General features: G+C 59.2%; 18 protein-coding genes and 3 tRNA genes. 6 read left to right on the top strand and 15 right to left on the bottom strand.

The annotated features are described in order from the left end of the window. Positions 1-59 precede the first annotated feature (59 nt). On the bottom strand, positions 60-959 hold the full coding sequence (locus AC07Y9_RS21340) for a LysR family transcriptional regulator (protein ID WP_087091663.1): 900 nt from the start codon (positions 957-959) through the stop codon (positions 60-62). 125 nt (positions 960-1,084) lie between these two features. Here AC07Y9_RS21340 and AC07Y9_RS21335 point away from each other — a divergent pair, with 125 nt between their 5' ends. After that, positions 1,085-2,290, top strand: coding sequence for an MFS transporter (locus AC07Y9_RS21335; RefSeq protein ID WP_102681088.1), 1,206 nt, complete (start codon positions 1,085-1,087; stop codon positions 2,288-2,290). A gap of 55 nt (positions 2,291-2,345) precedes the next feature. Here AC07Y9_RS21335 and AC07Y9_RS21330 read toward each other — a convergent pair whose 3' ends face one another. The 9 genes from AC07Y9_RS21330 to AC07Y9_RS21290 form a co-directional block, all read right to left on the bottom strand. Beyond that, positions 2,346-4,217 (bottom strand): SurA N-terminal domain-containing protein, encoded by a 1,872-nt coding sequence (locus AC07Y9_RS21330; RefSeq protein ID WP_102681089.1) that lies wholly within the window; start codon positions 4,215-4,217, stop codon positions 2,346-2,348. Between the two features lie 233 nt (positions 4,218-4,450). After that, a complete protein-coding gene (locus AC07Y9_RS21325) occupies positions 4,451-4,780 on the bottom strand; it encodes an HU family DNA-binding protein (RefSeq protein WP_020296819.1) in 330 nt (109 codons plus the stop codon). 93 nt (positions 4,781-4,873) lie between these two features. Beyond that, positions 4,874-7,270, bottom strand: a complete 2,397-nt coding sequence (gene lon, locus AC07Y9_RS21320; RefSeq protein ID WP_102681090.1) for an endopeptidase La — start codon at positions 7,268-7,270, stop codon at positions 4,874-4,876. 163 nt (positions 7,271-7,433) lie between these two features. Continuing rightward, entirely contained in the window at positions 7,434-8,717 is a 1,284-nt protein-coding gene (gene clpX / locus AC07Y9_RS21315) for an ATP-dependent Clp protease ATP-binding subunit ClpX (protein WP_007927204.1), read from the bottom strand. 106 nt (positions 8,718-8,823) lie between these two features. Further along, complete coding sequence (clpP, locus tag AC07Y9_RS21310) at positions 8,824-9,465, bottom strand: ATP-dependent Clp endopeptidase proteolytic subunit ClpP (RefSeq protein WP_007927205.1); 642 nt, start codon at positions 9,463-9,465, stop codon at positions 8,824-8,826. 93 nt (positions 9,466-9,558) lie between these two features. Next, on the bottom strand, positions 9,559-10,869 hold the full coding sequence (gene tig / locus AC07Y9_RS21305) for a trigger factor (protein ID WP_009044653.1): 1,311 nt from the start codon (positions 10,867-10,869) through the stop codon (positions 9,559-9,561). Positions 10,870-11,292: 423 nt separating this feature from the next. Continuing rightward, a tRNA-Leu gene (locus tag AC07Y9_RS21300) sits at positions 11,293-11,377 on the bottom strand. Positions 11,378-11,433: 56 nt separating this feature from the next. Then, positions 11,434-11,509, bottom strand: a tRNA-His gene (locus AC07Y9_RS21295). Positions 11,510-11,549: 40 nt separating this feature from the next. Next, positions 11,550-11,626 (bottom strand) — tRNA-Arg (locus AC07Y9_RS21290). Positions 11,627-11,906: 280 nt separating this feature from the next. On the opposite strand from AC07Y9_RS21290, the gene folD reads away from it, so the two are divergent. After that, on the top strand, positions 11,907-12,761 hold the full coding sequence (gene folD, locus AC07Y9_RS21285; RefSeq protein ID WP_007927213.1) for a bifunctional methylenetetrahydrofolate dehydrogenase/methenyltetrahydrofolate cyclohydrolase FolD: 855 nt from the start codon (positions 11,907-11,909) through the stop codon (positions 12,759-12,761). Between the two features lie 282 nt (positions 12,762-13,043). Next, on the top strand, positions 13,044-13,982 hold the full coding sequence (pbpG, locus tag AC07Y9_RS21280) for a D-alanyl-D-alanine endopeptidase (RefSeq protein WP_102681091.1): 939 nt from the start codon (positions 13,044-13,046) through the stop codon (positions 13,980-13,982). Between the two features lie 91 nt (positions 13,983-14,073). On the opposite strand, the gene AC07Y9_RS21275 is transcribed toward pbpG, so the two are convergent. After that, positions 14,074-14,748 carry a PA2778 family cysteine peptidase gene (locus tag AC07Y9_RS21275; RefSeq protein WP_102681092.1) on the bottom strand — a complete coding sequence of 225 codons (675 nt, stop codon included), beginning with the start codon at positions 14,746-14,748 and terminating at the stop codon, positions 14,074-14,076. Between the two features lie 222 nt (positions 14,749-14,970). Between AC07Y9_RS21275 and AC07Y9_RS21270 the strand changes: the two genes are divergently transcribed. Continuing rightward, a complete protein-coding gene (locus tag AC07Y9_RS21270; protein WP_009044656.1) occupies positions 14,971-15,138 on the top strand; it encodes a hypothetical protein in 168 nt (55 codons plus the stop codon). A gap of 79 nt (positions 15,139-15,217) precedes the next feature. Here the strand turns inward: AC07Y9_RS21270 and AC07Y9_RS21265 are convergent, their stop codons facing one another. Together AC07Y9_RS21265 and AC07Y9_RS21260 are read right to left on the bottom strand one after the other, a co-directional pair. Next, the gene (locus AC07Y9_RS21265) at positions 15,218-15,979 is read right to left on the bottom strand and encodes a TerC family protein (protein WP_007927218.1); all 762 of its coding nucleotides are present in this window, start codon (positions 15,977-15,979) and stop codon (positions 15,218-15,220) included. A 30-nt stretch (positions 15,980-16,009) separates the two neighbouring features. Beyond that, on the bottom strand, positions 16,010-16,258 hold the full coding sequence (locus AC07Y9_RS21260) for a hypothetical protein (protein ID WP_009044657.1): 249 nt from the start codon (positions 16,256-16,258) through the stop codon (positions 16,010-16,012). A gap of 135 nt (positions 16,259-16,393) precedes the next feature. Here AC07Y9_RS21260 and nhaR point away from each other — a divergent pair, with 135 nt between their 5' ends. Continuing rightward, positions 16,394-17,299, top strand: coding sequence for a transcriptional activator NhaR (gene nhaR, locus AC07Y9_RS21255; protein WP_007927225.1), 906 nt, complete (start codon positions 16,394-16,396; stop codon positions 17,297-17,299). A 6-nt stretch (positions 17,300-17,305) separates the two neighbouring features. On the opposite strand, the gene AC07Y9_RS21250 is transcribed toward nhaR, so the two are convergent. Beyond that, positions 17,306-18,460, bottom strand: coding sequence for an MFS transporter (locus tag AC07Y9_RS21250; protein WP_102681093.1), 1,155 nt, complete (start codon positions 18,458-18,460; stop codon positions 17,306-17,308). 282 nt (positions 18,461-18,742) lie between these two features. On the opposite strand from AC07Y9_RS21250, the gene sstT reads away from it, so the two are divergent. Continuing rightward, positions 18,743-19,975 carry a serine/threonine transporter SstT gene (gene sstT / locus AC07Y9_RS21245; protein ID WP_053261898.1) on the top strand — a complete coding sequence of 411 codons (1,233 nt, stop codon included), beginning with the start codon at positions 18,743-18,745 and terminating at the stop codon, positions 19,973-19,975. A gap of 83 nt (positions 19,976-20,058) precedes the next feature. On the opposite strand, the gene AC07Y9_RS21240 is transcribed toward sstT, so the two are convergent. Further along, positions 20,059-20,568, bottom strand: coding sequence for a DUF1993 domain-containing protein (locus AC07Y9_RS21240; protein ID WP_007927228.1), 510 nt, complete (start codon positions 20,566-20,568; stop codon positions 20,059-20,061). Between the last annotated feature and the right edge of the window lie 129 nt (positions 20,569-20,697).

The following is a 20,697-nucleotide window of genomic DNA, read 5'->3' as shown; positions in this document are numbered from 1 at the left end:
TTGTGCAACAGTTCGAGGCCACAGGGCGCGCGGATTAGTGTCTTAAAATTAATACAAGGCTACTGACCACGGTTTGCCGGAAAAAGTCGCGCGCACAGATGATCGATGAACACCCGCAGCTTGGCGGCGGTGTGTCGGCTCGCAGGCCAGAGCAGCCAGAAGGTGCCGCGGTGTTCCAGATGCTCATCGAGCACCTGCTGCAACTCGCCCCGTGCAACCGCCTCACGCACCATGAAATCGGGCAGGCAGGCGATCCCCAGCCCACTGCGCACGGCGTGGTCCACCGCTTCGATAGAGGTACTGACAAAACGCGTCGGCAACAGCGGCTCCGGGGCATCGACCGCTCGTCGCAGCGGCCAATGCTCGAATTTGCCGGTGTTATGGAAGGTATGCCGCAAGCACCCATGGTTAGCCAGGTCCGCGGGGGCCTGCGGAACGCCGCGCTCGCGAAAGTACCCAGGCGTGCCCACCAGCACCAGGCGGAACTGGCCCAGCGACCGGGCCATCAGCCGTGAGTCGCCGGGGCTGCCGGTCCGTATCACGGCATCGAAGCCCTCCTCCACGACATCCACTATGCGGTCCGTCAGCTCGATATCCAGTTCTATCTGCGGATAACGCTGCATGAACTCCACCAATACCGGCATCACCAGGCCGTGAACCTGCGGCAGGCTGACTCGCAACTTGCCCCGCGGGGCATTGGAGGACTTGCACAGATCGAATTCGGCCGCCTCGGCCTCGGCGACAATTCTGCGGCAGCGCTCGAGAAAACTCGCGCCTTCGGCGGTCAGGGTGATGCTGCGGGTACTGCGATGGAACAGCCGGGTCTCCAGGCGCTCCTCGAGTCGCGCGATGCTCTTGCCGACAGCCGACGAGGATACCCCCAACAACCGCCCCGCCTCGGTGAAACTGCGGGTTTTCGCCACATGCAGGAAGACCGAGATATTGCTCAACCAGTCCATCGCCGACCTCACCATTACGGACACAGATGTCCGATAAGTTCGGAACCTTAGCCTATTTTTCTCTTTACCACAGCGCCCTACCCTCAGCCTCCCTACTTCCTGAAACCTGTAGCGAGCCTGACACCATGACCAAACCTCTTGGCACCGCCGACCTGCTGGACATCGAGTCCAGGCGTCGCGACCGACTTCCACTGGGTGGCCTGCTGGCGCTGGCGACCGCCGGCTTCATCACCATTCTTACCGAAGCCATGCCCGCGGGCCTGCTGCCGCAGATGAGCCAGGACCTGGCGGTGTCCCCGGCGCTGGTCGGCCAACTGGTCACCCTGTACGCCATTGGCTCACTGCTGGCGGCGATCCCGTTGGTGATCCTCACCCAAGGCTGGCGCCGCCGCCCTTTGCTGATGATCGCAATCGGCGGCTTTGCCCTGGTCAACAGTGTCACCGCGATCTCCACCAACTACAGCCTGACCCTGGTCGCCCGCTTGTTCGCCGGGGTATTTGCCGGGCTGCTCTGGGCCCTGCTGGCCGGCTACGCAAGCCGCATGGTCGCGCCGCACCTGCAGGGGCGGGCCATCGCCGTGGCCATGCTTGGCGCACCACTGGCACTGTCCCTGGGGATCCCCGCGGGCACACTGCTCGGTACGCTGGTGGGCTGGCGGGTGAGCTTTGCCCTGATGACTCTGCTGACGCTGTTGTTGCTCGGCTGGGTGCGCTGGCAGGTGCCGGACTTTCCCGGCCAGCGCGCCGACAAACGCTTGCCGCTCACGGACGTGTTCGCTTTGCCCGGGGTCAAGCCGGTGCTGTTCGTGACTTTCGCTTATGTCCTGGGCCACAACATCCTATACACCTATATCGCACCGTTTCTGGAGCCGGCCGGCATCGGCGGGCAAATTGACCGGGTACTGCTGACGTTCGGCCTGAGCGCACTGCTGAGCATCTGGATCATCGGCCTGCTGATCGATCGCTGGTTGCGTCAACTGGTACTCGTCAGTTGCGTCCTGTTCGCTCTTTCGGCGCTGCTGCTGGCGTTCCAGGCCGATACGCCGATGGCGGTCTATGCCTCGATAGCCCTCTGGGGATTGTCGTTCGGAGGCTTGGCCACGTTGCTGCAAACCGCACTGGCCAAGGCTGCCGGGAGCGCTGCCGATGCCGCGCAGTCGATGCTGGTGACCGCCTGGAACCTGGCGATCGCCGGGGGCGGGCTGGTGGGTGGCGTGCTGCTGGAAGGTCCGGGCGTATTGTCGTTTCCCTGGGTGATCATCGGCCTGTTGCTGGCTTGCCTGCTGGTGGCCGTGAACGCCCGACGCCATGGGTTTCCCGCCATACGCTGAAAACAAAAACCCCGGCGCGTTGGCCGGGGTTCCTGTTTGTTACTTCAGTCGGGCATCAGAAGCGCTTGATGTCAGCCTGGTTTTCCAACTGTTTGCGGTACGCGGCGAAGTCTTGCTGACCCACACGCGACGCGAGGAAGCGACGGTACTGAGCCTTCTCTTCATCGGTTGGAGCTGCGGCTTCGTTCACACCACTCAGTTGCAAGACCACCAGGCTGCCGTTCGGCAGCGTCACGCTGCTGAAGGTCGGCTTGTCCTTGGCCGCTGGCTTGGCCATGCGGAACAGGGTCTGCAGCACGATCGGCTCAACACCTTCCTGACCGCGGGTCACCGCTTCGGAAACCTTCCAGTTCTGGCCATCGACAGGCGCCTTCAGCGCAGTCTTGCCTTCACGCAGGCTGGCGATCAAGGCATCGGCCTTGGCCTTGGCAGCAGCACTGGCGTGCTCCTTGGCCAATTGCGCGCGGATGCTGCTGGCGACGCTGTCCAATGGCAGCTGCTCTGGCTTGCGGTGCTCTTTGGCGCGCAGGACCACTACGGTTTCCGGGTCCAGCTCGATAGCGGTGCTGTTGGCACCCTCATCCAGCACTTCAGGGCTGAAAGCAGCCTGAATCACGGCGCGGTTGGCGGCGATGCCCTCGCCCCCTTCACGTCCGAACGGTGCGGAAGTGTGTACGGTCAGTTTCAGCTCTTGAGCCGGCTGGGCCAGATCCGAGGCTTCGAACGAGGAGTCTTCCAGCTGCTTGGTCGCCTCGACAAAACGTTGCTCGACCTGCTGGGTTTTCAGCTCGCGGGTCAGCTTGTCTTTCAGGCTGGCGAAACTTGGCACTTCAGGTGCCTCGACGCCCAGCAGCTTGATCAGGTGGAAACCGAAACCGGTGCGTACCGGTGCCGATACCTGGTCCTTGTTCAAGGCGTACAGCGCTTCCTCGAAGGCCGGGTCATAGACGCCAGGGCCGGCATAACCGAGGTCACCACCGTTGTTCGCCGAACCCGGATCCTGGGAGAACTCCTTGGCCAGCGCCTCGAAGCTTTCGCCCTTGGCCAGGCGCGCCTGGATCTCTTCGATCTTGGCCTTGGCCTGCGCTTCGTTCACCTTGTCGTTCACTTCGATCAGGATGTGCGCGGCACGACGCTGCTCGGACAGGTTGGCGGTTTCTTTCTGATACAGCGCCTGCAGGTCTTCGTCCTTGACGCTGACCTGATCGAAGAAGGAAGCCTTCTTCAACTCCAGATAGTCGATAACCACCTGATCCGGAGACATGAATTCCTTGGCGTGTTCGTCGTAGTAAGCCTTGACCTCATCGTCGGTCAGCTTGACTGCCGCAGGGTCGGCCTTGATGGTCAGGGAAGCGTAATCGCGGGTCTGCTTTTCCAGACGAGCGAATGCCAGCACCTGGGCATCGGTCACGAAACCGCTGCCAGCCAGACCGGCGCGTACCTGGCCGATCAGCATTTCCTGCGCCAGCATCTGACGGAACTGCATCCGGCTATAACCCAGCTGACGGATCACCTGGTCGAAACGCTCAGGGCTGAACTTGCCGTCCACCAGGAATTCCGGCGTTTGCAGGATCACCTGATCCAGAGCGGCGTCAGAGAAAGCGAACTTGGAGTTTTCCGCGCCTTGCAGCAGCAGCTTGCGGTCGATCAGACCTTTGAGAGCGGCTTCACGCAGCAGCTTCTCGTCGAGCAAGGAAGCGTCGAAATCCTTGCCCAGTTGTTGCATGAGCTGACGGCGTTGCATATCAACCGCCTGGCTCAGCTCATTCTGGGTGATTTCTTCGCCATTGACCTTGGCCGCGTCCTGACTGGTGGAAGTGGCTTGAAAAATGGCATCGAAACCGGTCAGCGCCATCAGTGCGACGATGACCCCGATAATGGTCTTGGCAATCCAGCCTTGTGAATTGTCCCTGATATTCTGCAGCATGCGTCCCCCAGAAACGGTTGTACTTCAAATTAAGCAACCGTGGAGCGTGGGTAGAGTCCGGATAGAAGAAAGGCGCATCCGAGGATGCGCCTTTCTCGTAACTGGCGGAGCGGACTGGGGTTCGAACCTTCGATCCCCGATGTGACAAACCGGATTTCTAACCGGCTGCCCTACCGCTCCGCTGCCAGGTCGGGAAAGACCCCGACCCGGGTAGGCAAAGGCTTGAAGGAGGCTTAGTTAACGGCTTCTTTCAGTGCTTTACCGGCTTTGAAACCTGGTTTTTTGGCTGCAGCGATTTCCAGCGTCTTACCGGTCTGTGGGTTACGACCAATGCGAGCAGGACGATCGGTAACAGAGAAAGTACCGAAACCAACCAGTACAACGGAGTCGCCAGCCTTAAGAGCGCCAGTGACGGATTCGATTACTGCATCCAGCGCACGGCCAGCAGCAGCTTTCGGGATATCAGCAGATGCAGCGATAGCATCAATCAGTTCCGACTTGTTCACTCTAAGTCCCCTTATATATCTATTTGAGTATGATTCTAAGTTTTTTGGTGAAAGCAAAAACCAGTGCTGAATGGCCTACAGACACTTAAGAGCCGCTTTATAACAAGGGCTCTAAAAAGCTGTCAAGGAAGCCCCCCAGGCTAATGCGTACTAATGCGTGCTAATTCTTTCCTTAGAGTCAGACTCGCGTTTTTCATCCTTTGCAACTATCTCTGGAGCCACATCCGGCAAGGGCTCCGGCGCGTATTGCAGCGCAATTTGGAGGACTTCGTCAATCCATTTAACTGGCTTAATTTGCAGATCCTGCTTGATATTGTCAGGAATTTCCTTCAAATCGCGCACATTCTCTTCTGGAATGATGACGGTCTTGATTCCACCACGATGTGCTGCAAGAAGTTTCTCTTTCAAACCACCGATAGCCAACACCTGACCACGCAGGGTGATTTCCCCGGTCATGGCCACATCAGCCCGCACCGGAATACCGGTCAGTGCAGAAACCAGAGCCGTGCACATGCCTACGCCAGCGCTAGGGCCGTCTTTCGGGGTCGCCCCTTCCGGCATATGGATATGGGTGTCGCGCTTCTCGTGGAAGTCCAGGGGGATTCCCAGGCTCTTCGCACGGCTACGCACCACCGTCAGTGCCGCGGTGATCGATTCGACCATCACGTCGCCCAGCGAACCGGTCTTGATCAACTGACCTTTGCCAGGTACCACGGCGGCTTCGATGGTCAGTAGCTCGCCACCGACCTGGGTCCAGGCCAGGCCCGTTACCTGACCGATCTGATCCTGTTGCTCGGCCAGGCCGTAGCGGAATTTGCGCACGCCGAGGAAGTGCTCCAGCAGGTCGGAAGTGACCTTCACCGAGAAGCGTTTTTCCAGCGCATGCTCCTTCACCGCCTTGCGGCAAACCTTGGCGATCTGGCGTTCCAGCCCACGTACACCGGCTTCGCGGGTGTAGTAGCGGATGATGTCGCGAATGGCTTCTTCGTCGAACTCCAGCTCGCCTTTCTTCAGGCCGTTGGCCTGGATCTGCTTCGGCGACAGGTATTTGACCGCGATGTTGATCTTCTCGTCCTCGGTGTAACCCGGCAGACGAATCACCTCCATCCGGTCCAGCAACGCTGGCGGAATATTCATCGAGTTGGAGGTGCAAAGGAACATCACATCGGAGAGGTCGTAATCGACTTCCAGATAGTGGTCGTTGAAGTTGTGGTTCTGCTCGGGATCGAGCACTTCGAGCAATGCCGAAGCCGGATCGCCGCGCATGTCGCTGCCCATCTTGTCGATTTCATCGAGCAGGAACAGCGGGTTGCGAACGCCCACCTTTGTCATCTTTTGAATCAATCTTCCCGGCATCGAACCAATATAGGTACGACGATGGCCGCGAATTTCCGCTTCATCGCGCACGCCGCCAAGGGCCATGCGTACGAATTTACGGTTAGTGGCGTGAGCAATCGACTCCGCCAGGGAGGTTTTACCGACCCCTGGAGGTCCGACCAGGCACAGTACCGGACCACGAATTTTCTTCACGCGCTTTTGCACGGCGAGGTATTCGAGAATCCGCTCTTTGACTTCTTCCAGGCCATAGTGGTCGGCGTCGAGGATGTCTTCGGCACGCACCAGGTCCAGGCGAACCTTGCTTTGGGCCTTCCAGGGCACCTGAACCAGCCAGTCGATGTACGAACGCACCACTGTGGCTTCAGCCGACATCGGCGACATCTGCTTGAGCTTGTTCAGCTCGGCCTGGGCCTTGGCCAGGGCATCCTTTGGCAAGCCGGCGGCATCGATGCGCTTTTTCAGCTCTTCGACTTCGTTGTGACCTTCGTCACCGTCGCCCAGCTCTTTCTGAATGGCCTTCATCTGCTCATTCAGGTAGTACTCGCGCTGGCTGCGCTCCATTTGCTTCTTCACGCGACCGCGAATGCGCTTCTCGACCTGCAACAGATCGATTTCCGCATCCAGCAACGCCAGCACGTGTTCGACACGCGCCGACAGGTCGATGATTTCGAGAATTTCCTGCTTCTGCTCGATTTTCAGCGCCATGTGGGCGGCCATGGTGTCTACCAGGCGGCTCGGCTCATCGATGCTGTTGAGGGACGACAGCACTTCGGCGGGGACTTTCTTGCCCAACTGCACGTACTGCTCGAACTGGGACAGCAGACTGCGGACAAAGACTTCCGACTCGCGCTCAGGAGCGTCCACCTCGTCAATTAGGGAGACTTCGGCACGGCAGTGGCCATCCACTTCGCTGAAACGCTCCACAGCGCCCCGCTGCTCGCCCTCGACCAGTACTTTGACGGTGCCGTCGGGCAACTTGAGCAATTGCAGAACAGTGGCAATGGTACCTACGCGATAGAGTGCATCTTCACCGGGATCATCATCAGCAGGATTTTTCTGAGCCAACAGAAGAATCTGCTTGTCGCCCGTCATCGCGGCCTCGAGGGCTTCGATAGACTTCTCGCGCCCCACGAACAGCGGGATAACCATGTGCGGATAAACCACGACATCACGCAATGGCAGGAGAGGCAATTCGATGGTTGTCTTCATGATTTCGCCTCTACGGCGGCCATAAGGCCGTAAACAGATGGAAGTAAGCTTGAAACCAAGATGGGGGCTGCCTCGAAAAAAAACAAGCTCAAAGACAGTACTTTAAAGGCAGTAAAAGCAAAGGGGCCCGAAGGCCCCTTCTGTCAAACCAGCAGTCCGGCGCTTAAGCGTCCGGGGCTGCCTTGGCAGTCGGCTCACTGTTTTCATAGATATACAGTGGCTTGGACTTACCCTCTATAACGCTTTCATCGATCACTACTTTACTCACCTCGGACTGCGAGGGGATCTCATACATAGTGTCGAGCAACACGCCTTCGAGAATAGAACGCAATCCGCGAGCACCGGTCTTGCGCTCAAGCGCACGCTTGGCGACCGACTTGAGGGCATCGGTACGGAACTCCAGATCGACGCCTTCCATCTCGAACAGCTTGGCATACTGCTTGGTCAAGGCGTTCTTCGGCTCGGTGAGGATCTGGATCAGCGCTGCTTCATCCAACTCGTCCAGGGTTGCCAGAACCGGCAGACGACCCACGAACTCCGGAATCAGGCCGAACTTGACCAGATCGTCCGGTTCGACTTCACGCAGGGATTCGCCGACCTTCTTGCCCTCTTCCTTGCTGCGTACTTCGGCATTGAAGCCGATACCGCCGCGAGTCGAACGGTTCTGAATAACCTTTTCCAGACCCGAGAACGCACCACCGCAGATGAACAGGATGTTGCGCGTGTCGACCTGCAGGAACTCTTGCTGCGGATGCTTGCGACCACCTTGAGGCGGAACGGAAGCCACAGTACCTTCGATCAGTTTCAACAGGGCCTGCTGAACGCCTTCACCCGAAACGTCACGGGTAATCGAAGGGTTGTCAGACTTGCGGGAAATCTTGTCGATTTCATCGATATAGACGATGCCCATTTGAGCTTTCTCTACATCGTAATCGCACTTCTGCAGCAGTTTCTGAATGATGTTCTCGACGTCCTCACCCACATAACCGGCTTCGGTCAGGGTGGTGGCGTCGGCAATGGTGAACGGTACATTCAACAGGCGCGCCAGGGTCTCTGCCAGCAGAGTCTTGCCCGAACCTGTAGGGCCGATCAGCAAGATGTTGCTCTTGCCCAGCTCGACCTCGTCATTCTTTTTGTCACGCTGGTTGAGGCGCTTGTAGTGGTTGTATACCGCTACTGCCAGAACCTTTTTCGCACGTTCCTGACCAATCACATACTGATCAAGGATGCCGCTGATTTCTTTAGGCGAAGGCAATTTATGCGCGCTGCTTTCGGCCTGTGCTTCCTGCACCTCCTCACGGATGATGTCATTGCACAGGTCGACGCACTCGTCGCAGATAAAGACCGAGGGGCCGGCAATCAATTTGCGTACTTCATGCTGGCTTTTGCCACAGAAGGAGCAATAAAGCAGTTTGCCGTTGTCCTCGCCGTTGCGGGTGTCAGTCATTCGATCGATCCAAATCCGATAGGCTTGCAACACAAGATGAAGGCAATTGCGGGCTTTTTCAAGCCCACAGGTGGCCGGTTAAACCAACCACCTACATTTGAGTTGCTTAGGCAGGCATTTGACGCTTGGTGATCACAGAGTCAATCAGGCCGTATTCAGCCGCGCGCTCTGCGCTCATGAAGTTGTCGCGCTCGGTATCGCGCTCGATGGTCTCGAGGCTCTGACCGGTGTGATGAGCCAGCAGCGAGTTCAGACGCGAACGGATGTGCAGGATTTCCTTGGCATGGATGTCGATATCCGACGCCTGGCCCTGGAAACCGCCCAATGGCTGGTGAATCATCATCCGCGAGTTAGGCAGGCAATGACGCTTGCCCGCTGCGCCACCGGCGAGCAGGAAGGCCCCCATGCTGCAGGCCTGGCCGATGCAGATGGTGGAAACGTCCGGCTTGATGAATTGCATGGTGTCGTAGATCGACATGCCCGCAGTCACCGAACCGCCTGGCGAGTTGATGTAGAGATGGATGTCCTTGTCCGGGTTTTCCGCTTCAAGGAAGAGCAATTGTGCCGCGACCAGGTTGGCCATGTAGTCTTCTACCGGGCCAATCAGGAAGATCACCCGCTCCTTGAGGAGGCGCGAGTAGATGTCATAGGCGCGTTCGCCACGGGCGGACTGCTCGATAACCATCGGGACCAGGCCGCCTGCGGCCTGGATGTCAGAGCTCTGCTGATAATAAGAATTGCGGGACATGTCCTGCAGTCACTCCCAAATAGTCATGTCTTGAATACGCATAAGCCAGCACGAAGGCTGGCTTATGGTGTGTATTTTCGAACGAGTAAAAAATCAGTCGGCTTGTGGTGCTTCTACCGGCTTGACCGCTTCTTCGTAAGAGACCGATTTGTCGGTCACGCTAGCTTTCTGCAGAACAGTATCCACAACTTGTTCTTCCAGCACAACCGAACGGACTTCGTTCAGTTGCTGCTCGTTCTTGTAGTACCAGGACACGACCTGCTCTGGCTCTTGGTAAGCAGAAGCCATTTCCTGAATCAGCTCACGCACGCGGGCTTCGTCAGGCTTGAGGTCGAATTGCTTGACCACTTCGGCCACGATCAGACCCAGTACAACGCGACGCTTGGCTTGCTCTTCGAACAGCTCGGCCGGCAGTTGATCAGGCTTGATGTTGCCACCGAACTGTTGAACGGCCTGAACGCGCAGACGGTTCACTTCGTTGTCCAGCAGAGCCTTAGGCACTTCGATCGGGTTGGCAGCCAGCAGGCCGTCCATTACCTGGTTCTTGACCTTGGACTTGATGGCCTGACGCAGTTCACGCTCCATGTTCTTGCGAACTTCGGCGCGGAAACCTTCCAGACCGGCTTCTTTGATACCAAATTGAGCGAAGAACTCTTCGGTCAGCTCTGGCAGCTTAGGCTCGGAAACGGTGTTGACGGTGACAGTGAACTCGGCGGCTTTGTTAGCCAGGTCCAGGTTCTGGTAGTTCTCTGGGAAAGTCAGGTTCAGAACACGCTCTTCACCCGCTTTGGCGCCAACCAGGCCTTCTTCGAAGCCTGGGATCATGCGGCCGGAACCCAGCACCAGCTGAGTACCCTTGGCGGAACCGCCAGCGAACACTTCACCGTCGACCTTGCCGACGAAATCGATGTTCAGTTGATCTTCGTTCTGAGCGGCGCGGTCGGCCACTTCGAAGCGAATGTTCTGCTTGCGCAGGATTTCCAGCATGTTGTCCAGGTCGGCATCAGCCACGTCAGCGCTCAGGCGCTCAACGGCGATGGACTCGAAACCAGCAACGGTGAACTCAGGGAACACTTCGAACGTTGCAACGTATTCCAGATCCTTGCCCTTCTCCAGAACCTTTGGCTCAACCGAAGGAGCGCCAGCCGGGTTCAGCTTCTGCTCGACAACAGCTTCGTAGAAGGAAGCCTGGATCACGTCGCCCACAGCTTCTTGACGCGCATCAGCTTCATAACGCTGACGGATCACGCTCATTGGGACTTTGCCAGGACGGAAGCCTGGAATCTTGGCCTTTTGGGCAGTCTGCTGCAGACGCTTGTTGACCTGTGTCTCGATGCGCTCAGCCGGCACGGTGATGCTCATGCGGCGCTCAAGAGCAGAAGTATTTTCAACAGAAACTTGCATGGATATTCCTCGTTGCACAGACGTTAGCCGGCCGTTTCCGACCCCAGAATCAAGGGCATGCATTCTAGTGGGTCAAACTCAAGAAGTCACCCTACTGAAAACGGGTAAAAAAACAGCTGGCGATTTAAAGGCGGGGACCAACGGTTGAGCCGCGCCCTGAGAGCAAATACAGCGAATCAAACCAGGGCCTCTGCACCCGTGCTTCTATATATAGAAGGAACGGCGCGTCACACCCCGGATGACCGGACCAAACCACAGCCCGACCGGTAAACCTTCAGCATTCCAGCGACAAAAGGACGAGTGTTTCGTCGCCTCCCCGGCCCACCACCTGCGGCCCGCTGGAAATACAGACTTCTGAAACGAAAACGGCGCAGCCCTTTTCAGGTGCTGCGCCGTTTTCCGCTATATAAATAGCTACTTAATTGGTGCGGACGAAGAGACTCGAACTCTTACACCTTGCGGCGCTGGAACCTAAATCCAGTGTGTCTACCAATTCCACCACGTCCGCGTATCAAGCTTTTAAAGCAAAGGCGCCAGACTATTAATCTGGCGCCTTTCGGAATATGGGGTGGACGATGGGGATCGAACCCACGACAACAGGAGTCACAATCCTGTGCTCTACCAACTGAGCTACGCCCACCATATTGCGTTGTTGCGTTACTTGTGCCAAAGCTGCCTAATGGCGCACCCGGCAGGACTCGAACCTGCGACCATCCGCTTAGAAGGCGGATGCTCTATCCAGCTGAGCTACGGGCGCCTTATTAATCTGTATTCTTTAATGATTACAAACTAAGTGCTTTCAGTCGTTACGAGTTAAACATCAACTCTGCCCGACCTTCTTAACCAGTGCTAGGCTGTGCCCGACAAGTGCGACGAATGTTATAGACGAGCCGTTAGGTCGTCAACTCTTTTTTGAAAAAAATTCATTTAATTAAAGGAGTTAGGGGAATTTGCAGACCAAGCGCCTTTGCCCTCACGTCCTGGCATGCGAGAATGCGTTCTCTTTTTCTCTCCCTCTCGATGGTTAATCACGCGTCATGACTGCACAACTAATCGACGGCAAAGCGATCGCCGCTAGCCTGCGCCAGCAGATCGCCAAACGTGTCGCCGAGCGTCGCCAGCAAGGCCTGCGTACTCCAGGCCTCGCGGTGATCCTGGTCGGCAGCGACCCGGCCTCTCAGGTTTATGTCTCGCACAAGCGTAAAGACTGCGAAGAGGTCGGCTTTCTTTCACAAGCCTATGACTTACCTTCTGACACCACTCAAGAAGCACTGGCCGGCCTGATCGACCGCCTCAACGATGACCCGAACATCGATGGCGTCCTGCTGCAACTGCCACTGCCCGAACACCTCGATGCCTCCAAGCTGCTGGAGCGCATCCGCCCGGATAAAGACGTGGATGGTTTCCATCCTTATAACGTCGGCCGCCTGGCCCAACGTATCCCTCTGCTACGCCCATGCACGCCGAAAGGCATCATGACCCTGCTGGAAAGCACCGGTGCCGATCTGTACGGCATGGATGCGGTAGTGGTCGGCGCTTCCAACATCGTCGGGCGCCCGATGGCGATGGAGCTGCTGCTCGCCGGCTGCACCGTTACCGTTACCCACCGCTTCACCAAGGATCTGGCCGGCCACGTCGGGCGTGCCGACCTGGTGGTCGTGGCCGCCGGCAAGCCGGGCCTGGTCAAGGGTGAGTGGATCAAGGAAGGCGCCATCGTCATCGACGTCGGCATCAACCGCCAGGAAGACGGCAAGCTGGTGGGTGACGTGGTCTACGAGACTGCCCTGCCCCGCGCCGGCTGGATCACCCCGGTACCGGGCGGTGTTGGTCCGATGACTCGCGCCTGCCTGCTGGAAAACACCTTGTATGCGGCAGAAACGCTGCACGACTGACGCTGGGAAATAGCCCGGATAAAAGAACCCCGCCACTGGCGGGGTTCTTTGTTTCTGCTCACCGAAAACCTGAAGCGAGCCCCCCCGCTTGCAGTGACGATCAACTCATCAGAAAGGAGGGGATCGAACCGATACAAAACTGATACAGGATGAAATTTAATTTACCTGAAGCCCTTTACCTACGGGCGTGTAGCTCTTTCCTGGCACATACTCATAAAATGTAACGTTTTTCTGAAAGCAGCCCGTTGCAGAACGGCATATCCACTTCATGAGTCCGCCCGCGTGAAAATCCGTCTTTCTATCCTGAGCCTATTTTTTGCATTTACAGGCACCTTTATCGCGCAGAGCGCCGTCGCTCGCGAAACCACCGAAGCGCCACGCGACCCCTCCCAACTGCACATCGCCTCCGGCAGCGCCATGCTGCTGGATCTGCAGACCAACAAGGTCATCTATTCCAGCAATCCCGACGTGGTCGTGCCCATCGCTTCGGTGACCAAGCTGATGACCGGTCTGATCGTACTCGACGCCAAACAACCGCTGGATGAGTACATTTCCGTGGACATCAGCAACACCCCGGAAATGAAAGGCGTGTTTTCCCGGGTCAAGCTCAAGAGCGAACTCCCACGCAAAGAGATGCTGCTGATCGCCCTGATGTCGTCGGAAAACCGTGCCGCCGCCAGCCTCGCCCACCACTACCCGGGCGGGTACGCAGCCTTTATTGCCGCCATGAATGCCAAGGCCAAGGCACTGGGTATGACCAGCACGCACTATGTCGAGCCGACCGGCCTGTCGGTCCATAACGTGTCCACCGCCCGCGACCTGAGCAAACTGTTGCTGGCGGCACGCAAATACCCGCTGCTGAGCGAGCTGAGCACTACCAAGGAAAAGACCGTGGCGTTCCGCAAACCCAACTACACCCTGGGTTTTCGTAATACCGATCACCTGGTCAACAAGGCCAACTGGGACATCAAGCTGACCAAGACCGGCTTTACCGATGAAGCAGGCCACTGCCTGGTACTGGTGACCAGCATGAGCAACCGCCCGGTCGCCCTGGTCATTCTCGACGCCTTTGGCAAATACACGCACTTCGCCGATGCCAGCCGTATCCGCCAGTGGCTGGAAACAGGTAAAAGCGGCTCGGTACCGAATGCCGCCTTGAGCTACAAGGCCGGCAAAAACCTGAAAAGCCGTCAGAGCGGCGTCGCCCAAACTGCCGAATAGAACCCGGCAGACACAAAAAAGGCTGCAGATCCGTCGATCGCAGCCAGTTCAAAGGACGGCGCCCAAGGGCGCCGTCAGCATTTCTGCAACCTCAGTTGGCGCTCAACGCCTTGGTCGCCCGTGCCGCCGCGTTCTCCTGCCCGGCCCGGGCCAACTCATCGGCTGCCTTCAACCAACGCTGGCGATCGACCTGGGCTGGCACCTGGGTCGGCCCCTGAATCAACACCGCCCAGTGTCCCGCATTGCTCCAGGCCGATTCGAACTTGGCAAAGTCCATCAACAGACGACGATTCATTCCCGCTCGCAGCAGCACCGTCTGTTTGTGCCGGTTATAGCCCGCCAGCACGGCATAACGAGGTTCGGCCCAGAACGCCGAACCTTCGGTGTAACGCACCATCACCGGGTATCCCGCGGCAACCTGGGTCAGCAGCGCCGATAAATTGTCGTCCAGCGGATAGACCACCATCCCGTACTCACGCGCCAGGGTCAGCATGTTCTGCTGCAACTTCGCCTCGGCGCCTGGCAGATGCAGCGGCTTGTCCAGCAGACCTGGGGTGATCGCGATGCCTTGCTGGGACAGCATGCTGGCCAGGGTGCCCGGGCCGCTCTGATAGGTTTCGCCGCGGAAAAACGGCACGCCGTTGAGTTCCACCCGCTCGGGCAGGCGCTGAATCTCCGGCTGCACGCTGCTGGCGCAACCGGCCAGCGTCAGGGCGCAAGCGCCCGCCAACAACAGTGTTCGAAATCGCAGAAACATCCGTTCCATCATGACTCTCTTGTGCAGACGCCAAGCCAGGAGCCCCGGCCGAAACGCTGATCATAGGGCGCCGCGATGCAGGGGTATAGCGTTAAGCCGCGGTAATTTGCGCCCCATAGAGCAAAGCGGTCGATGACACTCGACTATTGGTCAATGGCTTGAAACACATCCGCGACTAGACTGTCCATTGCGAAGAGTGTTTGCCCTGGACAGGGCAACAAGGAGGCATGCATGAGCCTGACAACGACAATCCTGATGCTGATCGGCGGCTGGCTGGCCGTTGCCGCTGCCATGCTCTGGGGTGTCTTGCGGATCGTTCGCCGACACCATCATCCGCGTTTGCCGACTCCCGCCGCGAAAACCGCAAAACCGGCCCGGCATCACGCCACCGCGCACTGACTGGCACTTTTTCTTCTGCCCAATAAAAAACGGCGGCCTGTGTCCTTGAACACAGGCCGCCGTCGGTTGTTGCCGCGAATCAGGCTTCGACTTCCGCCTCCGCCGCCACCCGCTTCTGCCGGGCACGACGAGCCAGCATGTTCAGCCCCTCGATGGCCGCCGAGAAGGCCATGGCCGCGTACACATAACCTTTTGGCACATGGGCGCCGAAACCTTCGGCGATCAGGGTCATGCCGATCATGATCAGGAAGCCCAGGGCCAGCATGACCACCGTCGGGTTGTCATTGATGAACTTGGCCAAAGGCTCGGCCGCCAGCAACATCACCAGTACCGACACCACCACCGCGATGATCATGATCGGCAAGTGCTCGGTCATGCCGACCGCGGTGATGATGCTGTCGATGGAGAACACCATGTCCAGCATCAGGATCTGGCCGATCGCCGCGGCAAAACCCAAGGACACGCCAGCGGTCTCGCTTTTGCTGTCCTGCGGTTCCGGGTCCATGCTGTGATGGATTTCCGTGGTGGCCTTCCACAGCAGGAACAGGCCGCCGGCAATCAGGATCATGTCCTTCCAGGAGAAGACCTGGCCGAAGACATCGATCACCGGCTCGGTCAGTTGCACGATGAAGGCGATGGTGCTGAGCAGTGCCAGACGCAGGATCAGGGCCATGCCGATACCGATCCGCCGGGCCTTGGCCCGGTGCTGCTCGGGCAGCTTGTTGGTCAGGATCGAAATGAAGATCAGGTTATCGATGCCGAGCACGATTTCCATGACCACCAGGGTTGCCAGGGCGACCCAGGCGGTGGGGCTGGCGGCGAGTTGTAAAAGGTATTCCATGGCTCAGTCCTGAGTCGGGGTATGGGGGAATCAGATTTCCTGGGACGACGAGGTGGCTTCTTTGGCCTCGTCAGCCGGCTTTTCCTGCTTGCTGATCAAGCCTTGGGTCGCGTCGCTGATCGCCTGTTCGGCGGCCTTGTGCGTGTCGTCGATCGCCTGCTTGGCGTTTTCCGCGGCCTTGCCCAACAGTTGCTGAGCGCTTTTTTCCGCCTGCTCGCAACCGGCAAGGGTGATCAACGACAACGCCAGCAACGATGCGGCGATGGATTTATAGGTCATTGCGCTTTCCTCGTTAGAACGGACCGGGCCGAGATGATGGCCCGTCAATAGCGAGGCATTCTATGGAGGCTGACACTTCAGGAAAATTCGTATTTTTAACAGCTATACTTCGATTTTTACGAATTAAAGCCAGCCATGCTCAACTATCGCCAACTGCACTACTTCTGGGTCGTCGCCAAGACTGGCAGCATCGTCCGGGCCTGCGAGCAACTGAACCTGACCCCGCAAACCATCAGCGGCCAGATCACCCTGCTCGAACAAACCTACGGCATCGAGTTGTTTCGCCGGGTCGGCCGACAATTGGAGTTGACCGAAGCCGGGCGCCAGACCCTGCCCTACGCCGAGCAGATGTTCCAGCTCGGCGGCGAGCTGGAAGCCATGCTCCAGGCCCAGCCCAACGAACAGCAGATCCTGTTTCGGGTCGGCGTGGCCGATGTGGTGCCCAAATCGATCGTCTACCGCCTGATCGCCCCGACCATGGAGCTGAACGAACCGATCCGCATCACCTGCCGCGAGGACAAACTCGAACGCCTGCTGGCCGACCTGGCCATCCAGCGCCTGGACCTGGTGATTTCCGACAGCCCCATGCCTTCGCACCTGGATATCAAGGGCTACAGCCAGAAACTCGGCGAATGCGGTATCAGTTTTTTCGCCACCGAAGAACTGGCCGAGCGCTATGGAACGAACTTTCCCCATAGCCTGCATGGCGCTCCGCTGCTGATTCCCGGGCAGGAAACCGTGGTGCGCAGCCGGCTGCTGCGCTGGCTGGCCGAGCAGCAGATACAGCCCAGGATCATCGGTGAGTTCGACGACAGTGCCTTGATGCAGGCATTCGGCCAATCAGGCAGCGGGATCTTTATCAGCCCCAGCGTGATCGCCGACGAAGTGCGGCGCCAATACGGCGTGCAACTGATCGGCCAGACCGATGCGGTCAGCGAGTCGTTCTACGCCATTTCGGTCGAACGCAAGGTCAAGCACCCCGGCATCGTGGCGATCACCGAGGGCGCCCGCCGCGAGCTGTTCACCGCCATGGGCGCTTGAGGAGAGTCAGGCGCAGCTGGCCTGTGGCTTGAGGGTCATCAACAGCAGGGCCAGCAGGATCGACACCAGGATAAAACCGGCGGCGGCGAACCCCAGGCTGCCCAGCCCCAGGGTGTCGATCACCCGGCCGCCGACCATGGCGCCGAGGCCGATTCCCAGGTTGGCTCCGGCGATGTTCAGCGAAGCGGCAAACGCCGGCGCCTGAGGCGCAGCCTTGATCAGGCGGACATGGCTGACCAGAAACAGCGCCGCCTGGGTCACGCCCCAGATGCCCATGGCCGCGGCCAGGCCCAGCGGCGAGTGGATGCTTGGCACCAGCGCCACCATGCCGCCGATCATCAAGGCGCAGAAGCCCATGGAGGCCAGCAACGGATGGCGGTCCACCGCACGGCCGCCCAGCGAGTTGCCGATCAGCCCCACCGCACCGAAGCCCATCAGGCACCAACCCACCAGCGTGCCGTTGAAACCGGCCAGGCGCTCGAGGATATCCGCCAGGTAGGTGTAGGCGGTGAACATGCCGCTGAACACCAGGATCGACAGCAGCACATGCCCCTGCATCAAGGGGTTGCGCAGGATGCCGAACTGCGAGCGCAGGCTGGCCTGCTCGTTGTGCACGCGGGTTTGCGGCAGGTAGACATACAGCAGCAACGCCTTGGCAAAGGCCACCAGCGCCAGGATGCCGAACGCGGCGCGCCAGCCGAAGGCATCGGAAATCAGCGTACCCACCGGAATGCCGAACACCGTGGCGCAGACGATGCCGAAGCCGATCTTGGCGATGGCCCGCCCGGCGTAGTCGGGACCGACGATGTCCACCGCGGTTTCGCTGGCCAAAGCCCAGAACACCGGCAAGCCCAGCGCCGGGATCAGCCGCGCCACCGCCATCACCCAGATATTCGGCGCCAGCGCCGCCAGGGTGTTGGCCAGGCCGAACATCACCAGCACCGAAATGAATAGGCGCTTGCGCTGGAAGCGGGCGAAATAGGCCGTGAGGAACGGCCCGAACGCCGCCACGGTGAAGGCGAACAAGGTCACCAGCAGGCCGGCCTGAGGCACGCTGACCGCAAGGTCCCGGGCAATCGAAGGCAGCAGGCCGACAATGATGAACTCCGTCGTCAGCACGGTAAAACCGGCGGCTGACAACAGCAGAATGGGCAACAGCATGGAAAACTCCGGAAACGACGACATCAGCGATGGCCTGGTGGCCCGCTGACTGGAGATGAGAAGAGGATGGCGAATCCTAACAGAATGTGTCCGCCCATGTCTGGGGCAGCGGCGAAAAAAACGCTGGCTACTCTAAGGCTCAGGTGGCAGATCGTCACATCCGTGGGCGAACCCCGTGTGATAAAGTCCGCCCCCTGCCGCAACACCCCGTACTTTCAGCAACTCATCAGCACGGCGTCCCACGTCGACGCACGGCATATTAAAAAAATCAGAGATACCGCTATGACTGCTTCGCCCCCGTCGCTCCTGGAAAAACTCAAACGCACCAGCCTGGTCACGCAGATCGTCATTGGCCTGATCGCCGGTATCGCCCTGGCGCTGCTGGCCCCCGAACTGGCGAAATCCACCGCCTTTATCGGCAAGGTCTTTGTCTCGGCGCTGAAAGCCGTCGCGCCGATCCTGGTATTCGTGCTGGTCATGGCCTCCATCGCCAACCACAAGCACGGCCAGGAAACCCATATCCGCCCGATCCTCTGGCTCTACCTGCTGGGCACTTTCGCCGCGGCGGTGGTGGCGGTGATCGCCAGCAGCCTGTTCCCCTCCTCCCTGGTGCTGAGCACCCATGATGTCGCCATCTCCGCCCCCGGCGGCATCAGCGAAGTCCTGCAAAGCCTGCTGCTGAGCGTGGTGGACAACCCGGTCAGCGCGCTGATGAATGCCAACTTCATCGGCATCCTGGCCTGGGCCATCGGCATGGGCGTGGCCATCCGCCATGCCGGCAACACCACCCGCACCGTGCTGGACGACCTGTCCAATGGCGTGACCCTGATCGTGCGGGTAGTGATCCGCTTCGCCCCCCTGGGCATCTTCGGCCTGGTGGCTTCGACCCTGGCTACCTCGGGCTTCGGCGCCCTGCTCGGTTATATGCACCTGCTGGCGGTACTGATCGGCTGCATGCTGTTCGTCGCGCTGGTGATGAACCCGCTGATCGTGTTCTGGAAGATCCGCCGCAACCCGTTCCCGCTGGTGCTCATGTGCCTGCGCGAAAGCGGCATCACCGCCTTCTTCACCCGCAGCTCGGCGGCCAACATTCCGGTCAACCTGGAGCTGAGCAAGCGCCTGGGCCTGCATGAAGACACCTATTCGGTGTCGATCCCGCTGGGCGCCACCATCAACATGGCCGGTGCCGCCATCACCATCACCGTGCTGACCCTGGCGGCCGTGCATACCCTGGGTATCGCCGTCGACCTGCCCACCGCCGTGCTGCTCAGCGTAGTCGCCGCCATCTGTGCCTGCGGTGCTTCCGGCGTGGCCGGCGGTTCGCTGCTGTTGATTCCGCTGGCCTGCAGCCTGTTCGGCATCCCCAGCGAAATCGCCATGCAGGTGGTCGCCGTCGGCTTCATCATCGGCGTACTGCAGGACTCGGCGGAAACCGCGCTGAACTCCTCCACCGATGTGCTCTTCACCGCCGCCGCGTGCATGGCCCAGGAAGAGAAGGTCCGCCAGACCGCCTGATCCTGCACGAATAGCGCGCACTAAAAAGCCCGGCAAGGCTCGCACCTTGCCGGGCTTTTTTATGGGCCTGGCCCACAACTACGTCAGAAAGCGCCCATGTAGTCGCGCTTGCCGATTTCCACGCCGTTGTGGCGCAGGATCGCGTAGGTGGTGGTGACGTGGAAGAAGAACTGCGGCAGGCCGTAGGTCAGCAGGTAGGACTGGCCGCTGAAGCGCTTCTCTTTCGGGGTGCCCGGACGGGTGACGATCTCGATGCCTTCCTTGCCATCGATCTGCGCTGGCTGGATGCCGTCGATAAAGGCCAGGACCTTGGCCAGCAGCGCCTGCAGCTCGGCAAAGGTGGTTTCGGTGTCGTCGTACTTCGGCAGTTCGACTTCGGCCAGGCGAGCGGAAACGCCCTTGGCGAAATCGACGGCGATCTGCACCTGGCGGATCAGCGGGAACATGTCCGGGTACAGGCGCGCCTGGAGGAAGGCATTCGGGTCGATGTTCTTGGCGGTGGCGTGGGCTTCGGCCTTGTTCAGGACATCGCTCAGGGCGTTGAGCATTTGCTTGAAGACAGGAACGGAGGCGGCGTACAGGGAAATAGTCATGGTGATCTCGACAGGCTGACGGAAAAAAGCACAAACAAAGGTGGCGCGATTATAGACCTGCTTGGGTGCCGCCGGCGGCTTGTCTTTTATCCAGCAAGGATTAGGCTAGTCGCCTTCGACAGCATAGGG

It is taken from the genome of Pseudomonas sp. GW456-L12 (assembly GCF_059424045.1).
The sequence above is the reverse complement of the archived record's forward strand: the minus strand, read 5'-3'. Positions and strand labels throughout refer to the sequence as shown.

Bases quoted from the DNA above. Each gene is read 5' to 3' on its own strand.
- nhaR (WP_007927225.1), top strand. From the start codon at position 16,394: ATGCTCAACTATCGCCAACTGCACTACTTCTGGGTCGTCGCCAAGACT.
- AC07Y9_RS21335 (WP_102681088.1), top strand. From the start codon at position 1,085: ATGACCAAACCTCTTGGCACCGCCGACCTGCTGGACATCGAGTCCAGG.
- AC07Y9_RS21260 (WP_009044657.1), bottom strand. From the start codon at position 16,258: ATGACCTATAAATCCATCGCCGCATCGTTGCTGGCGTTGTCGTTGATC.
- AC07Y9_RS21240 (WP_007927228.1), bottom strand. From the start codon at position 20,568: ATGACTATTTCCCTGTACGCCGCCTCCGTTCCTGTCTTCAAGCAAATG.
- AC07Y9_RS21340 (WP_087091663.1), bottom strand. From the start codon at position 959: ATGGACTGGTTGAGCAATATCTCGGTCTTCCTGCATGTGGCGAAAACC.
- folD (WP_007927213.1), top strand. From the start codon at position 11,907: ATGACTGCACAACTAATCGACGGCAAAGCGATCGCCGCTAGCCTGCGC.
- lon (WP_102681090.1), bottom strand. From the start codon at position 7,270: ATGAAGACAACCATCGAATTGCCTCTCCTGCCATTGCGTGATGTCGTG.
- AC07Y9_RS21275 (WP_102681092.1), bottom strand. From the start codon at position 14,748: ATGGAACGGATGTTTCTGCGATTTCGAACACTGTTGTTGGCGGGCGCT.
- AC07Y9_RS21270 (WP_009044656.1), top strand. From the start codon at position 14,971: ATGAGCCTGACAACGACAATCCTGATGCTGATCGGCGGCTGGCTGGCC.
- AC07Y9_RS21250 (WP_102681093.1), bottom strand. From the start codon at position 18,460: ATGCTGTTGCCCATTCTGCTGTTGTCAGCCGCCGGTTTTACCGTGCTG.
- AC07Y9_RS21330 (WP_102681089.1), bottom strand. From the start codon at position 4,217: ATGCTGCAGAATATCAGGGACAATTCACAAGGCTGGATTGCCAAGACC.
- clpP (WP_007927205.1), bottom strand. From the start codon at position 9,465: ATGTCCCGCAATTCTTATTATCAGCAGAGCTCTGACATCCAGGCCGCA.
- AC07Y9_RS21265 (WP_007927218.1), bottom strand. From the start codon at position 15,979: ATGGAATACCTTTTACAACTCGCCGCCAGCCCCACCGCCTGGGTCGCC.
- sstT (WP_053261898.1), top strand. From the start codon at position 18,743: ATGACTGCTTCGCCCCCGTCGCTCCTGGAAAAACTCAAACGCACCAGC.
- clpX (WP_007927204.1), bottom strand. From the start codon at position 8,717: ATGACTGACACCCGCAACGGCGAGGACAACGGCAAACTGCTTTATTGC.
- tig (WP_009044653.1), bottom strand. From the start codon at position 10,869: ATGCAAGTTTCTGTTGAAAATACTTCTGCTCTTGAGCGCCGCATGAGC.